General features: G+C 59.1%; 17 protein-coding genes. 7 read left to right on the top strand and 10 right to left on the bottom strand.

Translation table 11 applies throughout. From position 1 onward, the window contains the following. Positions 1-11 precede the first annotated feature (11 nt). The gene (locus tag AC2FGE_RS02500) at positions 12-1676 is read left to right on the top strand and encodes a tetratricopeptide repeat protein (protein WP_496817594.1); all 1665 of its coding nucleotides are present in this window, start codon (positions 12-14) and stop codon (positions 1674-1676) included. Continuing rightward, positions 1673-2350, top strand: a complete 678-nt coding sequence (locus AC2FGE_RS02495) for an SH3 domain-containing protein (RefSeq protein ID WP_496817593.1) — start codon at positions 1673-1675, stop codon at positions 2348-2350. The genes AC2FGE_RS02500 and AC2FGE_RS02495 overlap by 4 nt, the downstream gene beginning before the upstream one ends. On the opposite strand, the gene mfd is transcribed toward AC2FGE_RS02495, so the two are convergent. Beyond that, complete coding sequence (mfd, locus tag AC2FGE_RS02490; RefSeq protein WP_496817592.1) at positions 2347-5802, bottom strand: transcription-repair coupling factor; 3456 nt, start codon at positions 5800-5802, stop codon at positions 2347-2349. The genes AC2FGE_RS02495 and mfd overlap by 4 nt on opposite strands. A 21-nt stretch (positions 5803-5823) precedes the next feature. After that, the gene (locus tag AC2FGE_RS02485; RefSeq protein ID WP_496817591.1) at positions 5824-6348 is read right to left on the bottom strand and encodes a component of SufBCD complex; all 525 of its coding nucleotides are present in this window, start codon (positions 6346-6348) and stop codon (positions 5824-5826) included. 119 nt (positions 6349-6467) lie between these two features. Between AC2FGE_RS02485 and hemB the strand changes: the two genes are divergently transcribed. The 4 genes from hemB to AC2FGE_RS02465 all read left to right on the top strand — a co-directional run bounded on the left by hemB (position 6468) and on the right by AC2FGE_RS02465 (position 11318). Then, the gene (hemB, locus tag AC2FGE_RS02480; protein WP_496817590.1) at positions 6468-7466 is read left to right on the top strand and encodes a porphobilinogen synthase; all 999 of its coding nucleotides are present in this window, start codon (positions 6468-6470) and stop codon (positions 7464-7466) included. A 144-nt stretch (positions 7467-7610) separates the two neighbouring features. Continuing rightward, positions 7611-8183 carry a lipid-binding SYLF domain-containing protein gene (locus tag AC2FGE_RS02475; protein WP_496817589.1) on the top strand — a complete coding sequence of 191 codons (573 nt, stop codon included), beginning with the start codon at positions 7611-7613 and terminating at the stop codon, positions 8181-8183. A gap of 163 nt (positions 8184-8346) precedes the next feature. Further along, positions 8347-10809 carry a penicillin acylase family protein gene (locus tag AC2FGE_RS02470; RefSeq protein ID WP_496817588.1) on the top strand — a complete coding sequence of 821 codons (2463 nt, stop codon included), beginning with the start codon at positions 8347-8349 and terminating at the stop codon, positions 10807-10809. Between the two features lie 107 nt (positions 10810-10916). Further along, the gene (locus AC2FGE_RS02465; RefSeq protein WP_496817587.1) at positions 10917-11318 is read left to right on the top strand and encodes an SgcJ/EcaC family oxidoreductase; all 402 of its coding nucleotides are present in this window, start codon (positions 10917-10919) and stop codon (positions 11316-11318) included. Here AC2FGE_RS02465 and hflX read toward each other — a convergent pair. The 4 genes from hflX to trkA all read right to left on the bottom strand — a co-directional run bounded on the left by hflX (position 11315) and on the right by trkA (position 15870). Beyond that, on the bottom strand, positions 11315-12586 hold the full coding sequence (hflX, locus tag AC2FGE_RS02460; RefSeq protein WP_496817586.1) for a GTPase HflX: 1272 nt from the start codon (positions 12584-12586) through the stop codon (positions 11315-11317). The two genes, AC2FGE_RS02465 and hflX, sit on opposite strands and share 4 nt — an antisense overlap. Beyond that, a complete protein-coding gene (gene hfq, locus AC2FGE_RS02455; RefSeq protein WP_010440340.1) occupies positions 12586-12825 on the bottom strand; it encodes an RNA chaperone Hfq in 240 nt (79 codons plus the stop codon). Before hfq ends, hflX begins: the two co-directional genes overlap by 1 nt. A 130-nt stretch (positions 12826-12955) precedes the next feature. After that, positions 12956-14494 carry a TrkH family potassium uptake protein gene (locus AC2FGE_RS02450; protein WP_496817585.1) on the bottom strand — a complete coding sequence of 513 codons (1539 nt, stop codon included), beginning with the start codon at positions 14492-14494 and terminating at the stop codon, positions 12956-12958. Beyond that, entirely contained in the window at positions 14494-15870 is a 1377-nt protein-coding gene (gene trkA, locus AC2FGE_RS02445) for a Trk system potassium transporter TrkA (RefSeq protein ID WP_496817584.1), read from the bottom strand. The genes AC2FGE_RS02450 and trkA overlap by 1 nt, the downstream gene beginning before the upstream one ends. 96 nt (positions 15871-15966) lie before the next feature. On the opposite strand from trkA, the gene AC2FGE_RS02440 reads away from it, so the two are divergent. Continuing rightward, entirely contained in the window at positions 15967-16446 is a 480-nt protein-coding gene (locus tag AC2FGE_RS02440) for a hypothetical protein (protein ID WP_353006938.1), read from the top strand. On the opposite strand, the gene AC2FGE_RS02435 is transcribed toward AC2FGE_RS02440, so the two are convergent. Genes AC2FGE_RS02435 through AC2FGE_RS02420 form a run of 4 tightly spaced genes read right to left on the bottom strand, consistent with a single transcriptional unit; the run spans position 16438 to position 21963 of the window. Further along, positions 16438-17601 (bottom strand): MFS transporter, encoded by a 1164-nt coding sequence (locus AC2FGE_RS02435; protein WP_496817583.1) that lies wholly within the window; start codon positions 17599-17601, stop codon positions 16438-16440. The two genes, AC2FGE_RS02440 and AC2FGE_RS02435, sit on opposite strands and share 9 nt — an antisense overlap. 43 nt (positions 17602-17644) lie before the next feature. Beyond that, positions 17645-18241 carry a helix-turn-helix domain-containing protein gene (locus AC2FGE_RS02430; RefSeq protein WP_496817582.1) on the bottom strand — a complete coding sequence of 199 codons (597 nt, stop codon included), beginning with the start codon at positions 18239-18241 and terminating at the stop codon, positions 17645-17647. A gap of 27 nt (positions 18242-18268) precedes the next feature. Next, positions 18269-19678, bottom strand: a complete 1410-nt coding sequence (gene ntrX, locus AC2FGE_RS02425) for a nitrogen assimilation response regulator NtrX (RefSeq protein WP_496817581.1) — start codon at positions 19676-19678, stop codon at positions 18269-18271. Then, complete coding sequence (locus AC2FGE_RS02420; RefSeq protein WP_496817580.1) at positions 19675-21963, bottom strand: sensor histidine kinase NtrY-like; 2289 nt, start codon at positions 21961-21963, stop codon at positions 19675-19677. Before AC2FGE_RS02420 ends, ntrX begins: the two co-directional genes overlap by 4 nt. Positions 21964-21990 lie beyond the last annotated feature (27 nt).

Below are 21990 nucleotides of genomic sequence, written 5' to 3'. Positions count from 1 at the left end.
GAGGTTCTGCAATGAGCTATGATTACGATCTGGGCAGCCATACCTGCCCTGTGACCACATCCTCGACCGAAGCGCAGAAATGGTTCGACCGTGGTCTGATCTGGACCTATGGCTACAATCACACTGAAGCTGTGGCTTGTTTCGAAAAGGCTGTCACGCAGGATCCCAGTTGCGCCATGGCCCATTGGGGCGTCGCCTACGCCGCCGGACCGAACTACAACCTGCCCTGGGATGTGCAGGACGACCGGGGGCGGCAAAAGGCGCTGGCGCAGGCTTACGATGCGACACAGCAGGCCTTGGCGTTGCTGGATGGATGCACCCAGTTCGAAAAGGCACTGATCCAGGCCCTGCCCGCACGCTACCCGCGACGCGATCCGATTGAGGATATGCATCCTTGGGATATCGACTTCGCCGATGCGATGCGCGCGGCCTTTGCGGGCCAGCCCGGACATCTGGACCTGCGCACGATCTATGTTGAATCCCTGCTGAACCTCACACCGTGGAAAATGTGGAACCTGAGCACCGGAAAGCCTGCCGAAGGGGCTGCCACGCTTGAGGCGCAGGACGCGTTGGAATGGGCGATGGAAAATGACCCAGCCGCCATGTCCCATCCCGGCCTGCTGCACCTCTATGTCCATCTGATGGAAATGTCGCCGACCCCGGAAAAGGCTCTGAAAGCAGGCGATGTGTTGCGCACATTGGTGCCAGACGCCGGACATCTGGTGCATATGCCCACTCATATCGACGTGCTCTGCGGGCACTATCAGAACGTGGTGCACTGGAACCAAGAGGCCTCGGTTGCGGACCTGAAGTATTACGAGCGCGAGGGTGCGTTCAATATCTACACCGGTTACCGTCAACACAACTATCACTTCGCCATCTATGGCGCGCTGTTTCTGGGTCAGATCGAACCCGCGCTGCGCGCCAATCAGAGGCTATGGGACACCACCCCCGAAGAAATGCTGCGCATCGAAAGCCCGCCCATGGCGGATTTCTTCGAAAGTTACATGTCGATGGGCCCTCATATCCTGATCCGATTTGGCCGCTGGGAAGAGGCCAAGGCACTGGAGTTGCCCGAAGACCCCGACCTGTACCGCACGCTGACCGCAACCACCCACTATGCCCGCGCCATCGCCCATGCCGCGACCGGCGATGTTGCGCTGGCCGAGGCCGAGGAGCAGCTGTTCCTCAGCGCCAAAGCCTGCGTGCCCGAGACGCGGCTGATGCACAACAATCGCGTCATCGATCTGCTTGAAATCGCGTCGGAAATGCTGCGTGGCGAGATCGAGTATCGCAAGGGTAATTTCGAAATGGCATTCGACCATCTACGCCGCTCGGTCGAGCTGGACGACTCGCTGCCCTATGATGAGCCCTGGGGCTGGATGCAGCCCACGCGCCACGCCCTTGGCGCCTTGTTGTTCGAACAGGGCCATGTGACCGAGGCCGAGGCGATCTATCGCGAGGATCTTGGGTTGGGCGGCGACCTCAGCCGCGCCTCAATCCACCCGGACAATGTGTGGAGCTTGAAAGGGCTTCATGATTGCCTGAAGGCGCGCAGGGAGACGGCGGAGATCAAACAGATCAAACAACGGCTTGACCTTGCGCTGGCGCGTGCCGACGGTGCGGTCGGCGCGTCTTGTTTCTGCGCCCAAGCCGCAATGAGGGCGGCCGAATGAAATCACTGACACTCGCGCTGGCTGTGCTGACCTACGCACCAGCCTGGGCCGACCGTCAAAGCTTTCCCCCAGTGGATCAAGCAGGAATTGACCCAACGCTCGCCGCGTTCCGGGACGATCTTCTGACCAAAATCGCCGCCCGCGACACCGAGGCCGTGATCGCGGCCGCCTGCCCGGATATCTATGTCAGCCACGGCACCGAAAGCGGCCCCGAAGCATTTCGCGAAAGCCTGACGTTGCCGCCCGAAACATTGGATGAGGAATACCGGGATCAGGCCGATGATATGCGCACGGAATACTGGTTCGCGCTAGAAAACACCCTGTCCCAACCCGGCTATTTCGACGATCAGGGTGAGTTCTGGATGCCGCATCAATGGCAGATCACCCTGCCCGCCACACTGGACCCGTTTCTGGCCTATTTTGTAACCGGAGACCGGGTCACCCTGCGTCGTTCACCGGCGCGCAGCGGGGCCATCGTGGATTTCATTAGCCACGAGGTCGTCCTGATCCCCGACTATCAGGATGGGGCCGAATACCAGCTGGTCCGCCTGACTGATGGCACATTCGGCTACATGCACAGCGATTTTCTGTGGTCCATGGTCGGCTACCGCGCCGCATTTGTGAAATCCGACGCAGGCAACTGGCAGCTTTGCACCTTTGTGACCGGCGACTAGGCTTTCGCCTTTTTCTTCTGGGCCATCAGCTTTTCCGCCAAATCACGGGCAATGGCAAAGGCCCCTTTGATCTTGTCGCTGTCCTTCTTCCAGTCGCGCCGCACCACGATCTTGTTGTCCTTGACCTTGGCCAGGCCGCGCTGGTTCTGGATGAACTCAACCAACCCTTCGGGTGAGGCGTATTTGTCATTGTGGAACTGGATGGTTGCGCCTTTTGGTCCGCCATCCAGCTTCGCAATCCCGGCCCGTTTGCACATCGCCTTGATGCGCACGACCAACATCAGCGTGTTCACTTCTTTCGGCAATGAGCCGAACCGGTCGATCAGTTCAGCGGCAAAGCCTTCCAGTTCTACCTTGGTCGACAGTGAGGACAGACGGCGATAAAGGCCTAACCGCACATCCAGATCGGGCACGTAATCCTCGGGGATCAATACCGGCACGCCCAGATTGATCTGCGGGGCCCATTGGTCGTCGGCATCCGACAGCCCCTCCATCTCACCCGCTTTGATCTTGGCGATCGCTTCTTCCAGCATAGACTGGTAGAGTTCATAGCCCACGTCGCGCATCTGGCCGGATTGTTCTTCGCCCAACAGGTTGCCAGCCCCGCGAATGTCGAGGTCCTGAGAGGCCAGAGTGAAACCAGCCCCTAGCGTATCCAGAGAGCCTAGAACCCGCAGGCGTTTTTCGGCGGTAGCAGTCAGTTTCTGGCGCGGCTTGGTGGTCAGATAGGCATAGGCGCGGGTTTTCGACCGCCCCACCCGGCCGCGAATTTGATAAAGCTGCGCAAGGCCGAACATATCGGCTCGGTGCACGACCATCGTGTTGGCGGTCGGAATGTCGAGCCCGCTTTCCACAATCGTGGTGGCCAGAAGCACGTCGTATTTGCCGTCATAAAACGCGTTCATCCGGTCGTCGAGTTCACCTGCCGCCATCTGCCCATGAGCGACGACGTAAGTCAGCTCTGGCAATTGCTCCTTTAGAAACTCTTCGATCTCCGGCAGGTCCGAGATGCGCGGCACCACGTAGAAGCTTTGCCCGCCGCGATAGTGCTCACGCAGCAGCGCCTCGCGGACCGTCACTGCGTCAAACTCGCTGACATAGGTGCGGATGGCCAGCCGGTCGATCGGAGGGGTTCCGATGATCGAAAGGTCCCGCACACCGGTCAGGGACAATTGCAGTGTTCGTGGGATCGGCGTGGCGGTCAGGGTCAGGACGTGGATGTCGCTGCGCAGCTGTTTTAGACGTTCCTTGTGCCCCACACCGAAATGCTGTTCTTCGTCAATGATCAGCAGGCCCAGATTGTTGAACCGAATACCCTTGGCCAGCAACGCATGGGTGCCGATCACGATATCAACCGTGCCGCGCGCCAGCCCGTCGCGGGTTTGCTGCGCCTCTTTAGCCGAGACGAAACGCGACAGCTGCCGCACCTCCAGCGGGAAGCCCCGGAACCGTTCCTTGAAACTGGCCGCGTGCTGACGGGCCAGCAACGTGGTTGGCGCAATCACCGCAACCTGTACGCCTGACATGGCGGCGACAAAGGCCGCGCGCATGGCAACCTCGGTCTTGCCGAAACCCACATCGCCACAGATCAGACGATCCATCGGCGCACCCGAGTGCATATCCTCCATCACTTCGGAAATCGCACGCAGCTGATCGTCAGTTTCCTGATATGGGAACCGCGCGCTGAATTCGTCCCACGCATGGGGCGGCGGGTCCATGACGGGCGCTTTGCGCAGGGCGCGTTCGGCCGCGATACGGATCAACTTGTCCGCCATCTCGCGAATGCGCTCTTTCAGCTTGGCTTTTTTAGCCTGCCATGCGCCGCCGCCCAGACGATCCAGCAGCCCTTCGTCATGGCCGTATTTCGACAGCAGCTCGATGTTTTCGACCGGCAGATACAGCTTGGACTGTTCGGCATACTCCAGCAGCAGGCATTCATGGGCCGCGCCCGCTGCGGTGACGACCTCCATCCCCAAATATCGCCCAATGCCGTGGTCCACATGCACCACCAGATCACCGGGAGACAGCGACTGGGTCTCGGTCAGGAAGTTCTCGGCCTTGCGGCGTTTCTTGGGTTGGCGGATCAGACGGTCGCCCAGCACGTCCTGTTCGGCGATCACCGTCAGGTCTGGCGCCTCGAACCCATGTTCCAGCGCCCAGACAGCCAGGTGCAGACCCCGTTTGCCGACACGGGTGCCATCGGTGACAGGGATCGCCTCGGCCAGACCTTCATCCTCGATCAACCCGGTCAGACGTTCACGCGCACCCTCGGAATAAGACGCGATCAGCACCGGGCCCTTGGACAGCTTGTCGGAGATGTGACTGGCCAGAGCCCCAAATAGGCTGATGCTTTCCTGCTGGCGTTCCGGGGCAAAGTTGCGCCCAATCCGACCGCCTGCGTCGATCACCCCCGGCCCGCTGGCCTGTGGCAGCGGGCTGAACTGCATCACCCGACGGTCGCCCACCGCCTTCTCCCACGCCATATCATCGAGATAGAGCAAACCGGGCGGTGTTGGTTTGTAGACAGTATCCATGCGCGAGCGATTTTCCAGCGCCAGACGCCGGGTTTCATACTGATCGGCAATCGAGTCCCAACGGGCCAGCCGCGCGGGTGTGACCTGATCGTCCAGCAAAATGGTTGCTCCAGGCAGGTAGGCGAACAAGGTCTCAAGCTTTTCGTGGAAAAAAGGCAACCAATGTTCGACACCCTGGTGTTTACGACCTGCACTGACGGCCTCGTAGAGCGGATCATCCGTTCCAGCGGCACCGAACTCGATACGATAATTCTGGCGGAATCGGGTGATCGCTGCCTCGTCTAGAATGACCTCGGAAACGGGGGCGAGTTCCACCACCTCCAGCTTCTCGGTCGTGCGCTGCGAGACCGGATCAAATCGGCGCGCGCCGTCCAGAACATCGCCGAACAGGTCCAGCCGGACAGGGCCGGATTCTCCCGGCGGAAAAATGTCGATGATGCCGCCACGTATGGCGTAATCACCGGGCTCCATCACTGTTGGGCTTTGAGTGAACCCCATGCGCACCAGGAACTGGCGCAGTGCATTTTCGTCTACGCGGTGGTTCACACGCGCCGTGAACGCGGCCTCGCGCAACACTTCCCGCGCCGGCACGCGTTGGGTCGCTGCATTCAACGTGGTCAGCAATACGAACCGATCCGGCATCTGGTGCACCAAAGCCGCCAGGGTCGCCACCCGCGCCGCCGCAATATCGGCATTGGGCGACACCCGGTCATAGGGCAGACAATCCCAGCCAGGGAATACAAAGACCGGCATGTCGGGCGCAAAAAAGGCCAATGCGGCGCGCATCGCCTCCATTCGTTTGTCGTCCCGCGCTACGTGACATACTGGCCCACCCAAACGCGCGATCTCGTTCAGGACAAGCTGCGCATCATACCCTTCCGGGGCGCCGCCGACTGTCACGTGGTTCGGAGCCTTCATCGTCTTGCCTTTCAGATTACGCTATCCCAGAACGCCAATCGAGAGGTTCTGATACATGCCCCAGAGCGAAGTGACCAGTATCGAGATCATGCCGATGATTTGCGTGTACAAGCGACAACGCGACAAGTTTTTGGCGACCCTATCCATTGTAAGTTCATGCTGTCTTAAGCGACGGGCGTGAAAGATGTTAATCACCGTGACGATGGCCATTGGAAACATCAACAGAAACAGGGCCTGTGCAAACTCGACCCCATAGTAAAAGCCCATCGTCGCCATGCCGGTAAAGACAAAGCAGACCAACGCCAACATAATAACCCCGGACATTTCAAGGAAATATAGCAAACGATTGGTATTGATCCGCACGATGTCCAGCAGATCAACCTCAACCTGCCCCCCCACACGACGCGCACGAACGACCAGATCGTAAGGGACCCCCATTACCCAATGGCTGGCCGTCGACCACATGACGGCAAGGACGATCCAGAACCACAGATTCGAAAAGCTGCGCATGTCGATGAGTTCGAAGATCGAGGTGTACCAGTCCAAACCCAGCCCTTTATTCAAAATCCTCAGGGGGTTCTATCGCAGCGGCGCGTTCATTGGTACCCTTGAGCCCTTGGCGAATTCATGCCACCCAATGCGGCAATGTTCAAGGAGGACGCGCCATGAAACCGACCATCGCCCCCTACCCTTTGACCCGCTTTCGCCGGGCCCGCCAATCCGGTGCGATCCGGGCACTGGTGCGCGAAAGCACATTAACCACAGATGATCTGATCTGGCCCGTCTTTGTACGTGATGGTGAAGGGATCGAGGAACCTGTCCCATCGATGCCGGGCGTTGTGCGCCGTTCTGTCGATCTGATCACGAAGGCCGCAGTTGAGGCGCAGGCGTTTGGTATCCCCGCGATTTGCATTTTCCCTTACACGGACGCGGCACTGAAAACCGAAGACTGCGCCGAGGCCTGGAATCCTGACAACCTGTCGAACCGGGCCATCCGCGCAATCAAAGCAGCGGCGCCGGACATGGCAATCATGACCGATGTGGCGCTGGATCCTTACAACATCAACGGCCATGACGGCTATGTGGTGGATGGCGAGATCATGAATGATCAGACCATTGAGGCGCTGGTCAAGATGACTCTGGCACAAGCCGAAGCCGGGGCCGATATCATCGGACCGTCAGACATGATGGATGGCCGGATCGGCGCGATGCGTTCGGCGCTGGAAGGCGCAGGCCATCATAACGTGATGATCCTCAGCTACGCCGCAAAATATGCAAGCGCCTTTTATGGCCCCTTCCGCGATGCGGTGGGCGCGTCCGGCGCGCTGACCGGTGACAAGAAGACCTATCAGATGGATCCGGCGAATTCGAACGAAGCGATGCGTCTGATCGAACGCGATCTGACCGAAGGGGCCGATATGGTGATGATCAAGCCCGGTATGCCCTATCTGGATATCTGCCGCCGCGTGAAGGACACGTTCGGCGCGCCCACCTATGCCTATCAGGTCTCGGGCGAATACGCGATGATCCAGGCCGCGGCGCAAAACGGCTGGATCGATGGCGACAAGGTGATGCTGGAAAGCTTGCTGGCGTTCAAACGCGCCGGATGTGATGGCATCCTAACCTATTTCGCCCCGCAAGTCGCGCGCATCATGCAGGGCTAAAACCCTTGTTTGTCGCGGTATTTCGCCGATCTCCGCTGAGCAGACCAAAGCTTTCCCGTGACATGGCGCGGCAATCGGCGTATTCTTGCACATAAGATCGGGATCACCCGACATATCAGGCACATAATACAAGAGACAGGAAACATGAGCAGTTCCCAATCCCCCCGACTGAGCCGTCGCGGCTTTGCCTTTGGCATGGCCGGGCTGACCGTAACCGCCGCTTGCGGAAACGGTGTCGGCAACGCGAACGCAGCCACGATTGATGCGCGCGTCGATGCAACCCTGACCGAAATGTACAGCCGTTACCCCAACACGGTTGAAATTGCCAGCAAAGCCAATGGCTTACTGGTCATGCCATTGATCACCGAAGCCGGGTTTGTCTTTGGCGGTGGATATGGTCGCGGCGCATTGCGCATCAATGATGCAACGGTCGATTACTACTCGGCCGTCAAAGGCACGGCGGGTCTGCAGATCGGGGCCCAGCAATACGCCCATGTGCTGTTCTTCATGACCGAAGACGCGCTGAATGATTTCCGCCGCTCCAGCGGTTGGACCGCCGGGGCCGATGTGGGCTATGTGGTCAGTGATCAGGGTGAATCCTTGTCAACCGACACCACAACGCTGCGTTCACCGGTTCTGGCCGCCGTCTTCGGGCAGGCTGGTCTGCAAATCGGTGCCACAGTTGAAGGCACCAAATACACCCGCATTATTCCCTGAACCAGTTGCACCACCCCCCTTGGCTAACCCCGTCGTGGTATTTGCGGCGGGGTTTGTCTTTGTCCGGGTTTGGCGCAAGTTCCCCCCGCGTTCCTCTTTTGATTAGGGGCCCCATCCTTTAGTCTTTGCGCAAACAGAAACTGAACGGGTATGTGGGGCAACTATGGGTCTTGTTTTTCGCTGGCTGGTGCGTATCACCTCAGGCCTGATCCTGCTGGTGCTTGCAGCGATTGGTTTGATCTATTATCTGGCCAGCCAGTCCCTGCCCGATTACGATCAAACCCTTGAAGTAAAAGGGGTATCCGCCCCTATTGAGATCATTCGAGACACCGCCAACGTCCCCCATATTCTGGGGGAAACAGACCCGGATGTGTTCTTTGGTCTGGGCTTTGCCCACGCGCAGGACCGCCTGTGGCAGATGACGGTGATGCGCCGCACCGCACAGGGCCGTCTGTCCGAGATCTTCGGGGCCCGTACCGTGCCTATCGACAAACTGCTGCGCCGCCTTGATCTCTATGGATTGGCTCATCGTTCATTCGATGCGCAGGACGACTATACCAAAGCCGCGTTGCGCGCTTATGCGGCTGGCGTCAATGCCCGTCTAAGCCAGATCAACGAAGACGCGCTTGGTCGCGGCGCGCCCGAGATGTTTCTGTTCAACGCTCCGGTATCTCCCTGGCAACCGGGCGACAGCATCGCTGTGATCAAGCTTATGGGACTACAGCTTTCCGGCCACCTGCAGGATGAGGTTCTGCGCGCCCGCACCTCTTTGATGTTGAACGACCCTGCGCGCCTGGCCGACATATTGCCGGACGTTCCCGGCGCCGGGATCGCGGCCCTGCCGGAATATGCCGACCTATTCCCAGGTCTTCCCCGATACGCTGCGGGGACAGATATGCCTGATACGCCCCTATCACCCTTCCCGAAACGCGGGCTGGCTGGGGCCTCAAACGCCTGGGGTGCTGCGCCCGCGCGTTCGGCCAGCGGTGGCACCTTGCTGGCCAATGACCCGCATTTGGGGTTCACCGCACCCGGCATTTGGTATCTGGCGCGTCTTGGGCTGGAAAACGGTGGCGTGATCGGCGCGACGATCCCTGGAATTCCCGCCGTCATGAGCGGACGCAGTGATCGGCTGGGCTGGGGGCTGACCTCGTCCTATCTGGACGATCAGGACCTGCACATCGAGCAATTGAACCCGGATAACCCCGAAGAATATCTGACGCCCGACGGGTACAAGGAATTCCGCACACGCCCGTCGATCATTGAGATCAAGGACGAGGCGCCCATTACCCTGACACTGCGTTGGACCGAGAACGGTCCCGTGCTGCCCGGCAGCCACTACGATCTTGAAACCGTGACACCACCGGGTCATGTCGTTTCCTTGTCGTGGACGGCGCTGAGCCCCAACGACACTTCGATGACCGCGTCGATGGGTCTGATGAACGCAAACTCGGTCTCAGAGGCCATCGAAACCGCCGAACTGTTCATCTCACCTTCACAAAACCTGTCGCTGGTCGACACGGACACCATTGGCATGAAGCTGATCGGCGCAATGCCCCAGCGCGATCTGCGCAATCAAAGCAAGGGTCGCATCCCAACCCCTGGCTGGATCGAGGCCAACCGATGGCAAGGCCGCCTGCCTTACGCCAATAACCCGGAATTTGTGTCTCCGGTCGGGGGGCTGCTGGGCAATACCAACAATAAGATCATCGACCGCCCCTTTCCCAACCATGTCTCCTACGAATGGGGCGATACGCAGCGCGTCCATCGTTGGGAACGCCTGATGCAATCGCGCGAGGTACACACCCGCGACAGTTTTATCGAGGCACAACTGGACACGGTCAGCTTCACCGCACGGTCGCTGCTGCCACTGATTGGGGCTGATTTGTGGTTTACCGGCGAATCCGCGCCCGAGGGCACACCGGAACGTCAGCGCCAAATCGCCCTGTCCCTGCTGGCCGACTGGAATGGTGAGATGAATGAACATCTGCCCGAGCCACTGATCTATGCAGCCTGGCTGCGCGCCCTGCAAATCCGTTTGATCGCGGATGAGCTTGGCCCACTGGCCAGCGAATACAAACATGTCGAACCTTTGTTCATTGAACGGGTGTACCGCGATATCGATGGCGCCTCGGTCTGGTGTGATGTGCGCCAAAGTGCGCCGGTTGAAACCTGCACGGACATGGCGCGGCTGGCGCTGGACGATGCGTTGATCTGGATCTCCGAAAACTACGGGCGCGCGCTGGAAACCTTGCGTTGGGGCGATGCCCATCAGGCCACCCATGACCACCCCGTTTTGGGAGAAGTGCCCGTGCTGCGCTATTTCGTAAACATCCGCCAATCGACCAGCGGAGGGGACAACACACTGCTGCGCGGTCGCACCTCGGGCGAAGGGCCCAATCCGTTCCAGAACGTGCACGGCGCAGGCTATCGCGGCGTCTATGACTTCGCCGATCCCGACAGTTCGGTCTTCATCACGTCCACCGGGCAGTCTGGGCATTTCCTGTCACGCTACTACGATGATCAGGCACAGCTGTGGCGACGCGGTGAGTACATCCCGATGTCGCTGGATATCGATCTGGCGCGTGCGGCCGCCGTTGGTGTGACCAACCTGATCCCGCAATAATCCGCCCATTCGGCGACTCCCCGCCCCGTTTGGTGGGGCGTCATGGAATGGTTGACCAATTTCGCCTACCATCCTGGCACCGATCTACTGGGATCAAGGGGGCAATCATGGCCAGCATTCGGGACGTCCTGAACAACCTCGCGCGCGACTATGCCATCGCCTGGAGTTCCGGCGACGCTGCAGCCGTTGCAGCCTATTTCGCGGCGGATTGCCAGATGGTGATAAACGGTGCTGCACCTTTGGAAGGCCGCGATGCGATTGCTGCTATGGCGCGAGACCTGTTTGCGGAGATCCCTGATCTGGACCTGAGATGCGATATGCTGCGATGGGCCGGGCCCCGGGCCCTATTCGTCTGGACGCTGGAAGGCAAACATACCGAGACCGGCAATGCTGTCGTGACCCGCGGATGGGAGGAATGGGAACTGGAGCCAAGCTACAAGATCAGGTCCTCAAACTGGTGGTTTGATCTGGCAGAGTATCAAAGGCAAGTTGGTCGGGACGAGACTTAGAGCCCCGCGTATTGCGCGGCCTGCTTCTCGGTCCACAAGACGGTGATTTCAAACCCATCCTCGGTCTGTTCCTCTGATCGAACCACATCCTGACGGAACAGCCAGGCGCGTTTGTCGCCCTCAGAGAAGCCCAGAAACAGCGTGATCTGATGGCGCACACCTTGCAGTTTACGCGCAATCTCGGCCAGCAGCGGGTCGACCCCGTCGCCGGTCACAGCCGAGATCGCAAAGATCATTGGGTCACGCTCGGCCCGAGCCAGTGTCGCCTCTTTCTCGTCAGCCTCCAACAGGTCGGTCTTGTTCCAAACCTCGAGCATTGGGCGTTCATCATCTACACCAAGTGCGGTCAGAATCGCTTGCACATCTTCGGCCTGCGCTTGCGAGTCTTCATGGCTGATATCGCGCACATGGACGATCAGATCGGCGCCCAGAACTTCTTCCAGCGTGGCGCGGAAGGCTGCAACCAGTTCGGTTGGCAGGTTCGAGATAAAACCCACCGTGTCTGACAGGATCACCTCGGGCCCATCCGGCAGAACAACACGCCGCATGGTCGGGTCCAGCGTGGCGAACAGCATGTCCTTGGCCATCACCTCAGCCCCGGTCAGACGGTTGAACAACGTTGATTTCCCGGCGTTGGTATACCCAACAAGCGCCACGATCGGATAAGGCACCTTGGCGCGCGCGGCCCGATGCAACGTGCGCGTCTTGACCACCTTTTGCAGTTGCCGACGCAAACGAACCAGTTGTTCGTCAATGGCGCGGCGGTCGGCCTCGATCTGGGTCTCACCCGGGCCACCGACGAAACCAAGACCGCCTCGCTGTCGTTCCAGATGGGTCCAGGCGCGTACCAGACGCGTGCGTTGATAGCTGAGCGCTGCCATCTCGACCTGCAACACCCCTTCACGGGTGCGGGCGCGGTCGCTGAAGATCTCCAGGATCAAACCGGTCCGATCAAGGATCTTGACCTTCCACGCCTTTTCCAGATTGCGCTGCTGTACAGGTGTCACGGGACCATCGATCAGAACCAACTCGATCTCGGCATCATGCAGACGCTCGGCCAGTTCTTCGATCTTTCCGCTGCCGAACAGCAATCCGGGTTGGGCCCGCTGAAGGCGCACAACCTCGCACCCGATCACATCCAGATCGGGCAATGCGGCGGCCAGTGCCACCGCCTCTTCCAGCGCTGGTTCGGGAACGCGGCGCTGTTCATCTGATTTGATTTCAGGATGCAGCACCCAAGCCCGGGTGTGCGCCCTTTCATGTTCCATCAAGAGGCGTCTTCGCCCTCATACAGGCTGATCGGCTGCGATGGCATGATCGTCGAAATTGCATGTTTGTATACCAGCTGCGACTGTCCGTCGCGGCGCAACAATACGCAGAAATTGTCGAACCAAGTGATCACACCCTGCAATTTTACACCATTGATCAGGAAAATCGTGACCGGGACCTTTGCTTTCCGTACATTGTTCAGGAACGCGTCCTGAAGATTCTGTCTGTCCGAAGCCATATTTTATTAACTCGCCGTTGTTCTTGCTACGCGCTGCGGACCAACGCGCTCCCTCCGGGGGAGTATGGAGTGCTGCGCACAGATATTCCAGATGAAAAATCAGGCAGTAACGCCAGACCTTCGTATTGGCTCAATCCCGCCACAGCGACGGGGTGATCAAGGCAATGATAGCCAAAGCCTCCAACCGGCCAATTACCATTGCCGCGCACAGGGTCAGTTTCGCCCCCGCCGACAAGTCAATCAGGCGGATCGGCACGTCGGTTGCAAGCTCGATCAACGGCCCGGTCGTGCTCAGCGCGGCCACGCTGAGAACCATGGCCTGTTCAAACCCCGCCCCCATCGCAGCCAGCAACAGGTTGAACACCGCCAGCGTCAGGGCAAACAACATCAGGAAGATCCACGCGATAAAGGCACCGTCACTCTGGATGCGTCGGTTACCGCCATCGGCGCCGCTGACCGATGAGGGATGGATCAGGCGGTCAATCTCGCGCGCTCCGTTCAAGTAGAGGGCAAACACCCGCAGCAGTTTGACCCCACCGGCCGTAGTGGCCACGCCACCGCCGACCAGCGCAAGCCCCATCAGGATCAAGCCCGGCGTGCCAAGACCCGAGATTTGCTGAGCATCATTCCAGTTGGCGCTTTCGAACCCGGCGGTTGTCAGGAAGGACAAACCTGTGAACAACATGCCCCAGATCACTTGAAGGGCTTGCAAAGGCTGCATCTGGCCCCCAATCTCGCTCACACCGGCCCAAACGCGGACAAATAGCAAAACGGCAACCCCAAGCACGATCATCAGGCCAATCCTGAATTCGGGGTCTTTGTCTAACCGTGAAAAACCGCTCGTGGCTGTGTCTGCCGAAAAGGTCAGTCGGGACAAGGCGAAGAACAGGAACAGAAACAGGATCGCCTCACCCGTAAAGCCCGCCTGCGCCCCCTCAAGCCCCCCTACGGGGGATATGCCAGACGTCGCCATGATCGACATCGCATGACAGATCGCGGTCAGGCCTTGCTCTCCGGCAATCAGCAACAACACGCAGATCACCGCCGTCAATCCAGCATAAACAGGCGTCAACGTACGGGTTACTCGGATCACGCGACCACGCGGGTCGATCCTTTCGCTTTGTGCGACGCCAGAGACGGGGCGCCCCGGCTGCCCCTTGGCCGTGACCTCGAACCCGCCCAGCGACAAAGGCGCAAGGATCGCGGCCGCCGAAATCCACATCAGCAGGCCACCCATCCAGCCGACAAAGGCGCGCCAAAGATGTAAGGGAGCACTCAGGCGATTAGGGTCGGGAAACAAATCCGCCCCGGTTGTGGTCATCGCACTCACCATGTCGAAATAGGCGTTCAGAAAGGAGGTATTGCCCAGCGCGTCATGAAACGGGATGGCCAGGAAAATCGGCAGGACTGTAAAACACCCCAGCAAAACCGCCAACTGCCCCAATGTTCCACGCCGCGGAATCCGGTTTGATGAGGCCAGCGCAATTGTGGAAACCAGAAACAGGCCCAGAATGCCGGAATACAAGAACGACCGCGACGTATCGTGGTCATCCAGCACCAATGCGTAGATCGCCGGAATCCACATTGTGATCGAAACACAGCCCCATATCAGCAAGAACAGCGGTATTCGCCGCAAAACACCGATCTGTTGTGGTCTCGCGCGCGCCATCAGAAGAAATCGATCGAGACCTGCATCAGCCGTTCCACCTCGGGCACATCCTTGGCCATGGCAAAGATGGCAACCACATCCTTTTCGTCGATCCGCAGACTGCCAGTGGGGCGTAGCAGTTCATCGCCTTTGCGAATTGCCCCAACCAGAACGCCTTCAGGGAAATCGATATCGCGCAGTTTCTGCCCGGCCATGGGCGAGGTCGACAGGACCTCGGCCTCGATCACCTCGGCCTCGGCATCGCCGATGGAATAGACCTGCCGCACGCGACCATGGCGAATATGGCGCAGGATCGAACTGACCGTTGTCGCGCGCGGGTTGATATAGGCGTCAATACCCAGCGGCCCCATCAACGCCACCATCGACGGATCGTTGATCAGCGCAATCGCCAAAGCGCAGCCCTCGGCCTTGGCGCGTACAGCCGCCAGCATGTTGGTGCGATCATCATCCGTGACGGCCAGCATCGCATCTGCGCGGTCAATCCCCGCCTCTCTTAGCAGGTTCGAATCCAGCCCGTCACCATGCAAAACAATCGTCCGCTCCAGCGCCTCGGCGGCCTTTTCGGCACAGTGACGATCACGTTCAATGATCTTCGCCCGCACGCGACCTTCACGCTCTTCCAGAGCATGCGCGACTTCCAGACCAACATTACCCCCACCAACGATCACCACTCGGTCCTGGCGTTTCTGCGACTTGCCAAACACCTCCATCGTGCGGTCCACATCATTCACGCTGGCAAAGACATAGCATTCGTCGCCGACAAACAGCTGATCCTCGGATTCCGGAGCGAACAAGGTACCCTCGCGCCGAATGCCCACCACCACAGAGCTGAGGGTCGAGAACAGATCCGTCAGTTGGCGCAGGGGCGTGTTGACAATCGGGCAATCCTCTTCGATGCGGATGCCCAACAGCTGTGCCTTGCCATCCATAAACATCTCGGTGTCAAAGGCCGACGGCGCCGATAGGCGACGCATGGCGGCGGCGGCCACCTCGCGTTCGGGACTGATCACAACATCAATGGGCAGATGATCGCGGCGATAGAGGTCGGAATGGATCGCTTCGAGATAGGATTTCGAACGCAACCGCGCGATCTTGCGCTGGATGGCAAAGACCGAATGCGCCATCTGGCAGGTGACCATATTCACCTCATCCGAGTGGGTCGCGGCGATGATCATATCGGCATCACGGGCCCCTGCCCGGTCCAAAACGTCGGGATAGCTGGCGAAACCTGCTATACCCTGAACATCCAGTGTCTCGGTCGCGCGGCGCACCAGATCAGGATTGTTATCCACCACGGTCACGTCGTTCAATTCGCCGGAAAGATGCCGTGCGATCTGCCAGCCAACCTGACCCGCACCGCAAATGATGACCTTCATGTTTCTGGCCCTTCTGCCTGAAATCTTTGAATGACAGATGCCCCCGATACGGTCAATTGAATTGTCATCCCCACCTGTGTGGGGCAAGATAAGCACATGAAAACGCTTGGTCCCCTTCTCATTTCACTGATGGCGCTGTCCGCCTGTGGACCGCTGTCACTGTATTATCAAGAAGGTGAGAGCGTCTCGCGCATGCAGACCGAGACCACGCAATGTCAAGTTCAGGCACTCAAGGACGCGCCGGTTGCAAATCAGGTCCGGCAAGGGCCGCCAACCTATTGGCCGGGCAGAACATATTGCGATGGGCGTGGGTCCTGCTATCGCTCGCCCGGCTGGTGGGAACCCGGTCAGATCTATACGGTCGATGTGAACAAGAACCTGCGCAACAAGGTCGAGGCACAATGTATGGCCCAAAAAGGCTATCGCCCGGTCAGCCTGCCACCCTGCAAACGGGCTGTGAAATCAGGTGTCCCCGTGCAGCGCACCACGACATTGCCGCCTCTGACCACGCAATCCTGTTTCGTCAAATTCGATGACGGCTCATTCCAGATCATTTCGCCCGGTCAGTCAGGCTGAATCCCTGTTAGCGGCACGCCTGCGGGCCAGCGCCCAATGCGCCAGGATGGCAAGTGCGTAAATAGCGATGACGCTGATCAGCATCCCAGCCTCATCGACCCGCCACAGAACCGCCAACAGAACCGGCGTACCCAGCAAATTGCCAGCATTGCCCATCTGCGCCATCGCGCCGTAGCCGAGCGCCTGAGTTTCAGCGGATTGGTTCAGAATCGGCACGGCCGCAAAGCTGCCGCCCTGCACGAGGCCCAACACCGCAAACAGTGCGACACAGATCAAACCCAGCGGCAGACCAGCAAAAACGCCCAAGATAGACAGGATCGCAAGCGCAAACCCCAGATTAACCACCGCAACGCCTGACATCACGTTGAGCAAGACCGGCACCGCCACCAAGCTCAGCGCAATCCCGGCCAGCGGCATCAGACCCGCAACAGTCGCGCTGATGTCATCCGGCAAGCGCCCCGGCAGGATCGCCAGCAGCGAGACGAACGTCAGGGTGTAAAAAAACCAGCCTATTGCCGGGGCCGATACGAATGGCGAGCGGTAGGTGCGCAGATGCACTGCCCACAGTTCTCGCCAATGCCACGGAGCGGGTTCGGCTGTCTGTATGACCTTCAGTCGAAGGATCGGGATCAATGCCGCGATGGCGATCATCAGGATGCCATGCAACGCAAAGTAGACGGACAGGCCATAGATTTCGACCAAGGGCAGCCCAAGCCAGGCATTCAGGGCAAAGGCCACGCCGAAGAACGTGCTCCACAAAACCATGGCCATATTGCGCGCTTTGCCGGTTGTGATCTGTGCAATCAAGGTTGGTGCAGCCACAACAATAGCCAGATGGGACAATCCCTCGACAAATCGGCTGGCGAGCATGATCTGAAAGCCCGGCCCGGTCGCCTGATAGATAGAAAGTGCACCACCAAGCACAAGGCCAAACATCAACAGTTTGATTGGCCCCAGACGACCCACGATTGACCCGGATACGGCGCCAAGAACAGCACCAAGCAGGCTGATGATCGACAGCAGCCAACCCATGGTTTCGGCGTGATCGGGGTAGAGTTGCAATACCTCGGGAAATGGCACAGCAATCTTGGCAAACTGCGTCGCGGCACCCAGCCCCGCCAGCCAAAGTAAGAGAACCTGAAACAGTTGCGTCATAAGGCGCTTCTACAGCGCCCGGTCAGGTCGGGGAACGCATAAATTATGCGGCCTGGCGCCGGGCGCCGCTGACCAGTCGCACCGGTGTTCCATCCGACAGATAAAGGCGCTCCCAAATGATCTCTCCGGCACTGATGCGAATGCGATCATGCACAGCTTCAGAAGTCAGAAAGGACTTTGGCATGGGTGTGTGGGCATCCCACCACCCTTCCCGGTCCAACTCGGCCTCGGCCTGTTGAATTTCCTCGGTAGCAAACTGCCAAAGAGATACGCCCAACAGTGCATTCTGGCTGGTTTTCCAGTCCCTTGCCCGGCTGGCGGAATAGGCAAGGCATCTATGGCTGGCCTCCTCGACCAGATGAAGGCAATCCGATGAGGTCTCAACCAGTCGTCGCAGGGCGCTGTCATCTGCGCGTGCCGGTCCGAACGCGGCGAAGACCGCCTGCTGCGTATCTGGTGGCGGGGTTTGTCCGCCCCGCTCCCAACGTGAAACAGTTGCCTGATCGACCTGCAACAACTCGGCCAGATGAGATTGCTTGTAACCGATGGATTGACGCAGGCGTTTCAGGCGCTTGCCGAAACCCGGATAGGCGCAAGACCTCAGGCTGATACCACCCGGTTTTGACGGAACTGTATGCATCGCCCCCTGCCTTATGAGACCTGCAGATTACTCTGCCGGTTCCGGCTCATCTATTTGCGCCACCCGCGCCCCGGATTTGTTCGAGGTTACAACACCCAGCGATTTCAGCTTGCGATGCAGCGCGCTGCGCTCCATCCCGACAAAGCTGGCGGTGCGGCTGATATTGCCACCAAAGCGGTTGATCTGGGTCAGCAGGTATTCCCGCTCGAACGCCTCACGCGCTTCGCGCAGCGGCAGGGTCGCGAGAGCACCCGACAGAACGACGCGGCCCGATTCTTCGGCCTTGTCCTCATCGCTTGGCAGCTCGCGCGCCTCAATCGGGCCGGTCCCATCACCAAGGATCAGCACGCGTTCGATCAGGTTCTTCAACTGGCGCACATTGCCGGGCCAAGTCATGGTTTGCAGCAGGGCCACAGCCTCTTCCGACAGCTCGCGCATCGGCAAGCCTTGGGTTTCGTTGCACATTTCGATGAAATGCTGGGCCAGAACAGGGATATCCTCGCGCCGGTCTTCCAGCGATGGCACGTCCACTGGCACAACGTTCAGACGGTGATACAGCTCTTCCCGGAACCGTTCGGCTGCGATCTCTTCGTCTAGATCCTTGTTGGTGGATGATATGACGCGCAAGTCCACCCGCACCTTGTCGCTGCCACCCACGCGCTGGAACTGTTGATCCACCAGCACCCGCAGGATTTTCGACTGCGTACCCAGAGGCATATCGGCAACCTCGTCAAAATAGACCACACCGCCATGGGCCTCTTCCAGCAACCCTGGTTCGACCCCGCGTTCTGAGGATTCTCGGCCAAACAGAACCTCTTCGACCCGCTCTGGCTCGATCCCGGCGCAATTGACGGTCACAAAAGGCGCGTTGGCACGGTTTGAATGCGCGTGAATATACCGAGCGGCAATTTCCTTGCCTGATCCTGCTGGACCGCTCAGCATCACGCGCCCATTCGATTTTGTGACCTTGTCCAACTGGCCCTGCATTGCCCGGAACGAGGCGGATTTGCCGATCATATCCGAGCTGCTGACTTCTTTGCGCTTGAGCGAGGCATTCTCACGGCGCAGGCGAGAGGTCTCCATCGCGCGGCGGATCACCACCATCAACTGATCAATGTTAAAGGGCTTCTCGATAAAGTCATACGCGCCCTGCTTGATCGCGGCGACCGCGATCTCGATATTGCCGTGACCGGAAATGATCACCACCGGCACATCCGGGTTGTCGCGCTTCACCGTCTTCAGGATATCGATCCCGTCCATACGGCTGTCTTTCAGCCAGATATCCAGGATCAACAACCCTGGCGGCTCGGAATTGATCGACGACATGCACTCATCCGAGTTTGCCGCCAGCCGGGTGGAATAGCCTTCGTCCTCCAGAATGTCGGACACCAGTTCGCGAATATCGCGTTCGTCATCTACGATCAGAATGTCGCTCATCTTTGGCCTGCTTTCAGTTTGTTGGTTTTAATCGCCTGTTTTTGTGGCGCTGAATTTGGTGGGAGGGACGCCCCCGGTAAACGGATCACCGCCATTGCGCCGAAATGGTCCTGTCCGTCGAATACGGGCGCGTCTTCCAAGGTCAGCGCTCCGCCATGTTCTTCGATGATCTTCTTGACGATGGGCAGGCCCAGCCCGGTCCCTTCGTCGCGTGTGGTTACATAAGGTTCGAACAAGCGCGCGCGATCTTCGGGAAGGCCAATACCATTGTCGGCAATGGTGATGATCGTGCCCGCATCATCCGTGGAAACGGCCACTTTTATCTGTGGCTTCAGGTTCTCGGGCGCGCCTTTTTCTTTCAAGGTTCCAATGGCCTCGCCCGCATTCTTGATCAGATTTGTCAACGCCTGGTTCAGCATGGTTGCATCCAAATCAGCCGTGATCGACTGTTCCGGCAAATCCGCATCGATTTGCACATCTGGCTGACCCGCCTGCTGCAGCAAAACGGCCTCACGCACCAACGCAACCACATCCTCCTGTCGCCGCTCTGGTTCCGGCATCCGTGCAAATTTTGAGAACTCATCGACAATGCGCCGCAGGTCATTGGTTTGCCGGACAATCACATCGGTCATTGACTCGAGCGTGTCGCAATCTGCCTCATCCAGTTTGGATGAGAATTTGCGTTTAATCCGTTCGGCACTTAGTTGAATCGGTGTCAGCGGGTTCTTGATCTCATGCGCGATGCGCCGGGCCACATCACCCCAGGCGGCCATACGCTGGGCGCTGACCAGATCGGTGACATCGTCAAAGGCCACCACGTAACCCTCAAGCGTGCCATCCTCACCCCGACGCGTGGCCATGCGCACAAGCAGGTTTTCCAACTGCCCTTTGCGGGTCACCTTGATCTCGCCCTGTACGGCCTCCTGCCCGCCCTCTTTCAGGCTTTCAAACAGCGGCAGGAATTCGGGCACTGCGATACCGATCGACAGATGTTGTTCGCCCCGCGACCAGTCCAGCAAACGCTCGGCCGAGCGGTTCACGAAGGTTATACCGCCGTCGGGGTCAACACCCACAACGCCCGATGTGACCGAACTCAGCACGGAATCAAACAGTCGGCGGCGGCTTTCAATCTGGCGCGTGTTTTCCAGCAGCGTATCGCGCTGGCCTTTAAGCTGCCGGGTCATTTGGTTGAAATACCGGCCCAGCATCGCGATTTCGTCGTCGCTGGCCTCTTCAATGACCTGTACGCTCAGATCGCCGGCACCGACGCGTTGCGCGGCTGTGGTCAGACGACCGACAGGGCGCGACAGGCGTTCGGCAAACCACATGCCCAGAGACATCGCGGCAAGGATAAGGATCAAGGCAAACCCCAGATACAGAAGGCCAAAGTTAAACAGGACCCTGCCGCGTTCACTTTCAAGCTGCTGGTAGAACTGCGCCGTTTCCTTGGTATCGTCCAGCAGCGTCAGTAGCTGACCATCAACCTCGCGGCTGACATAGAGGTATCGGTCCAGATAGGCCTGCAGCGGAACAAGCGCGCGGAATTCGTTGTTCTCCCAATCGGCGATGATCAACAGGCCGGTATCAGCCGCTTCGACCATCTGCTCGGGCGTGGGTTCTTCGTAGCTGAACAGGTAGGATCGATCCCCGCGTGACCGGATTTCGCCGCTGCCATCAATCACGTAAGCCTCGCGCAGACCCCGTTGAATTTGCGCCTGCCCCTGCGCCAGAACCTCGCGCAGTTCCGCGTCCGAGATATAGAAATCGCGGGCCCGCGCGTTGTCCAGAAACAGCGCCAGAACGGCTGCATCCTGGGTCAAACCCTGCCGGTGTTCCAGCTCATACGCCTCAGCTGCAGTCAGCGATGACCCGACGACCTGACGCACACGGTCTGAAAACCAGCCCTCAAGACCGATATTCACGGTCAGACCCGCAAAGATGGCAACCGTGACCGTGGGCACCAATGCCAAGAGTGTGAAAGCACCGATCAGACGCAAATGTAGGCGAGACCCCGCCGATTTCGCGCGTCTGGCTGCGATCAGAGAGCCTAGCTGGCTGAGCACTAGAGCCGCCACTACAAGGACGTAAACAAGGTCGGCAAGCAGAATCAGACGCAGGGTCGGCGCGGTCGCGCCCAGGTCAAATGGACCAATGACCAGATAGGTCGCAAGCGCCAGCACTGGGCCTAGAAGAACCAGCCCCAAGGTGCCGAAATTGCGCAGTTTTCGGGATTTTCGCCATCGACTAATTGATGGGATAATCCCGCTCTGTGCTCGGGTTGCCACCGTCTGCCCTCATCCTGATGTGTCGCT

Source organism: Ruegeria sp. YTSA075 (genome assembly GCF_059610245.1).
Note: the sequence above shows the minus strand (reverse complement) of the source record. Positions and strands in the feature narration are given on the sequence as shown.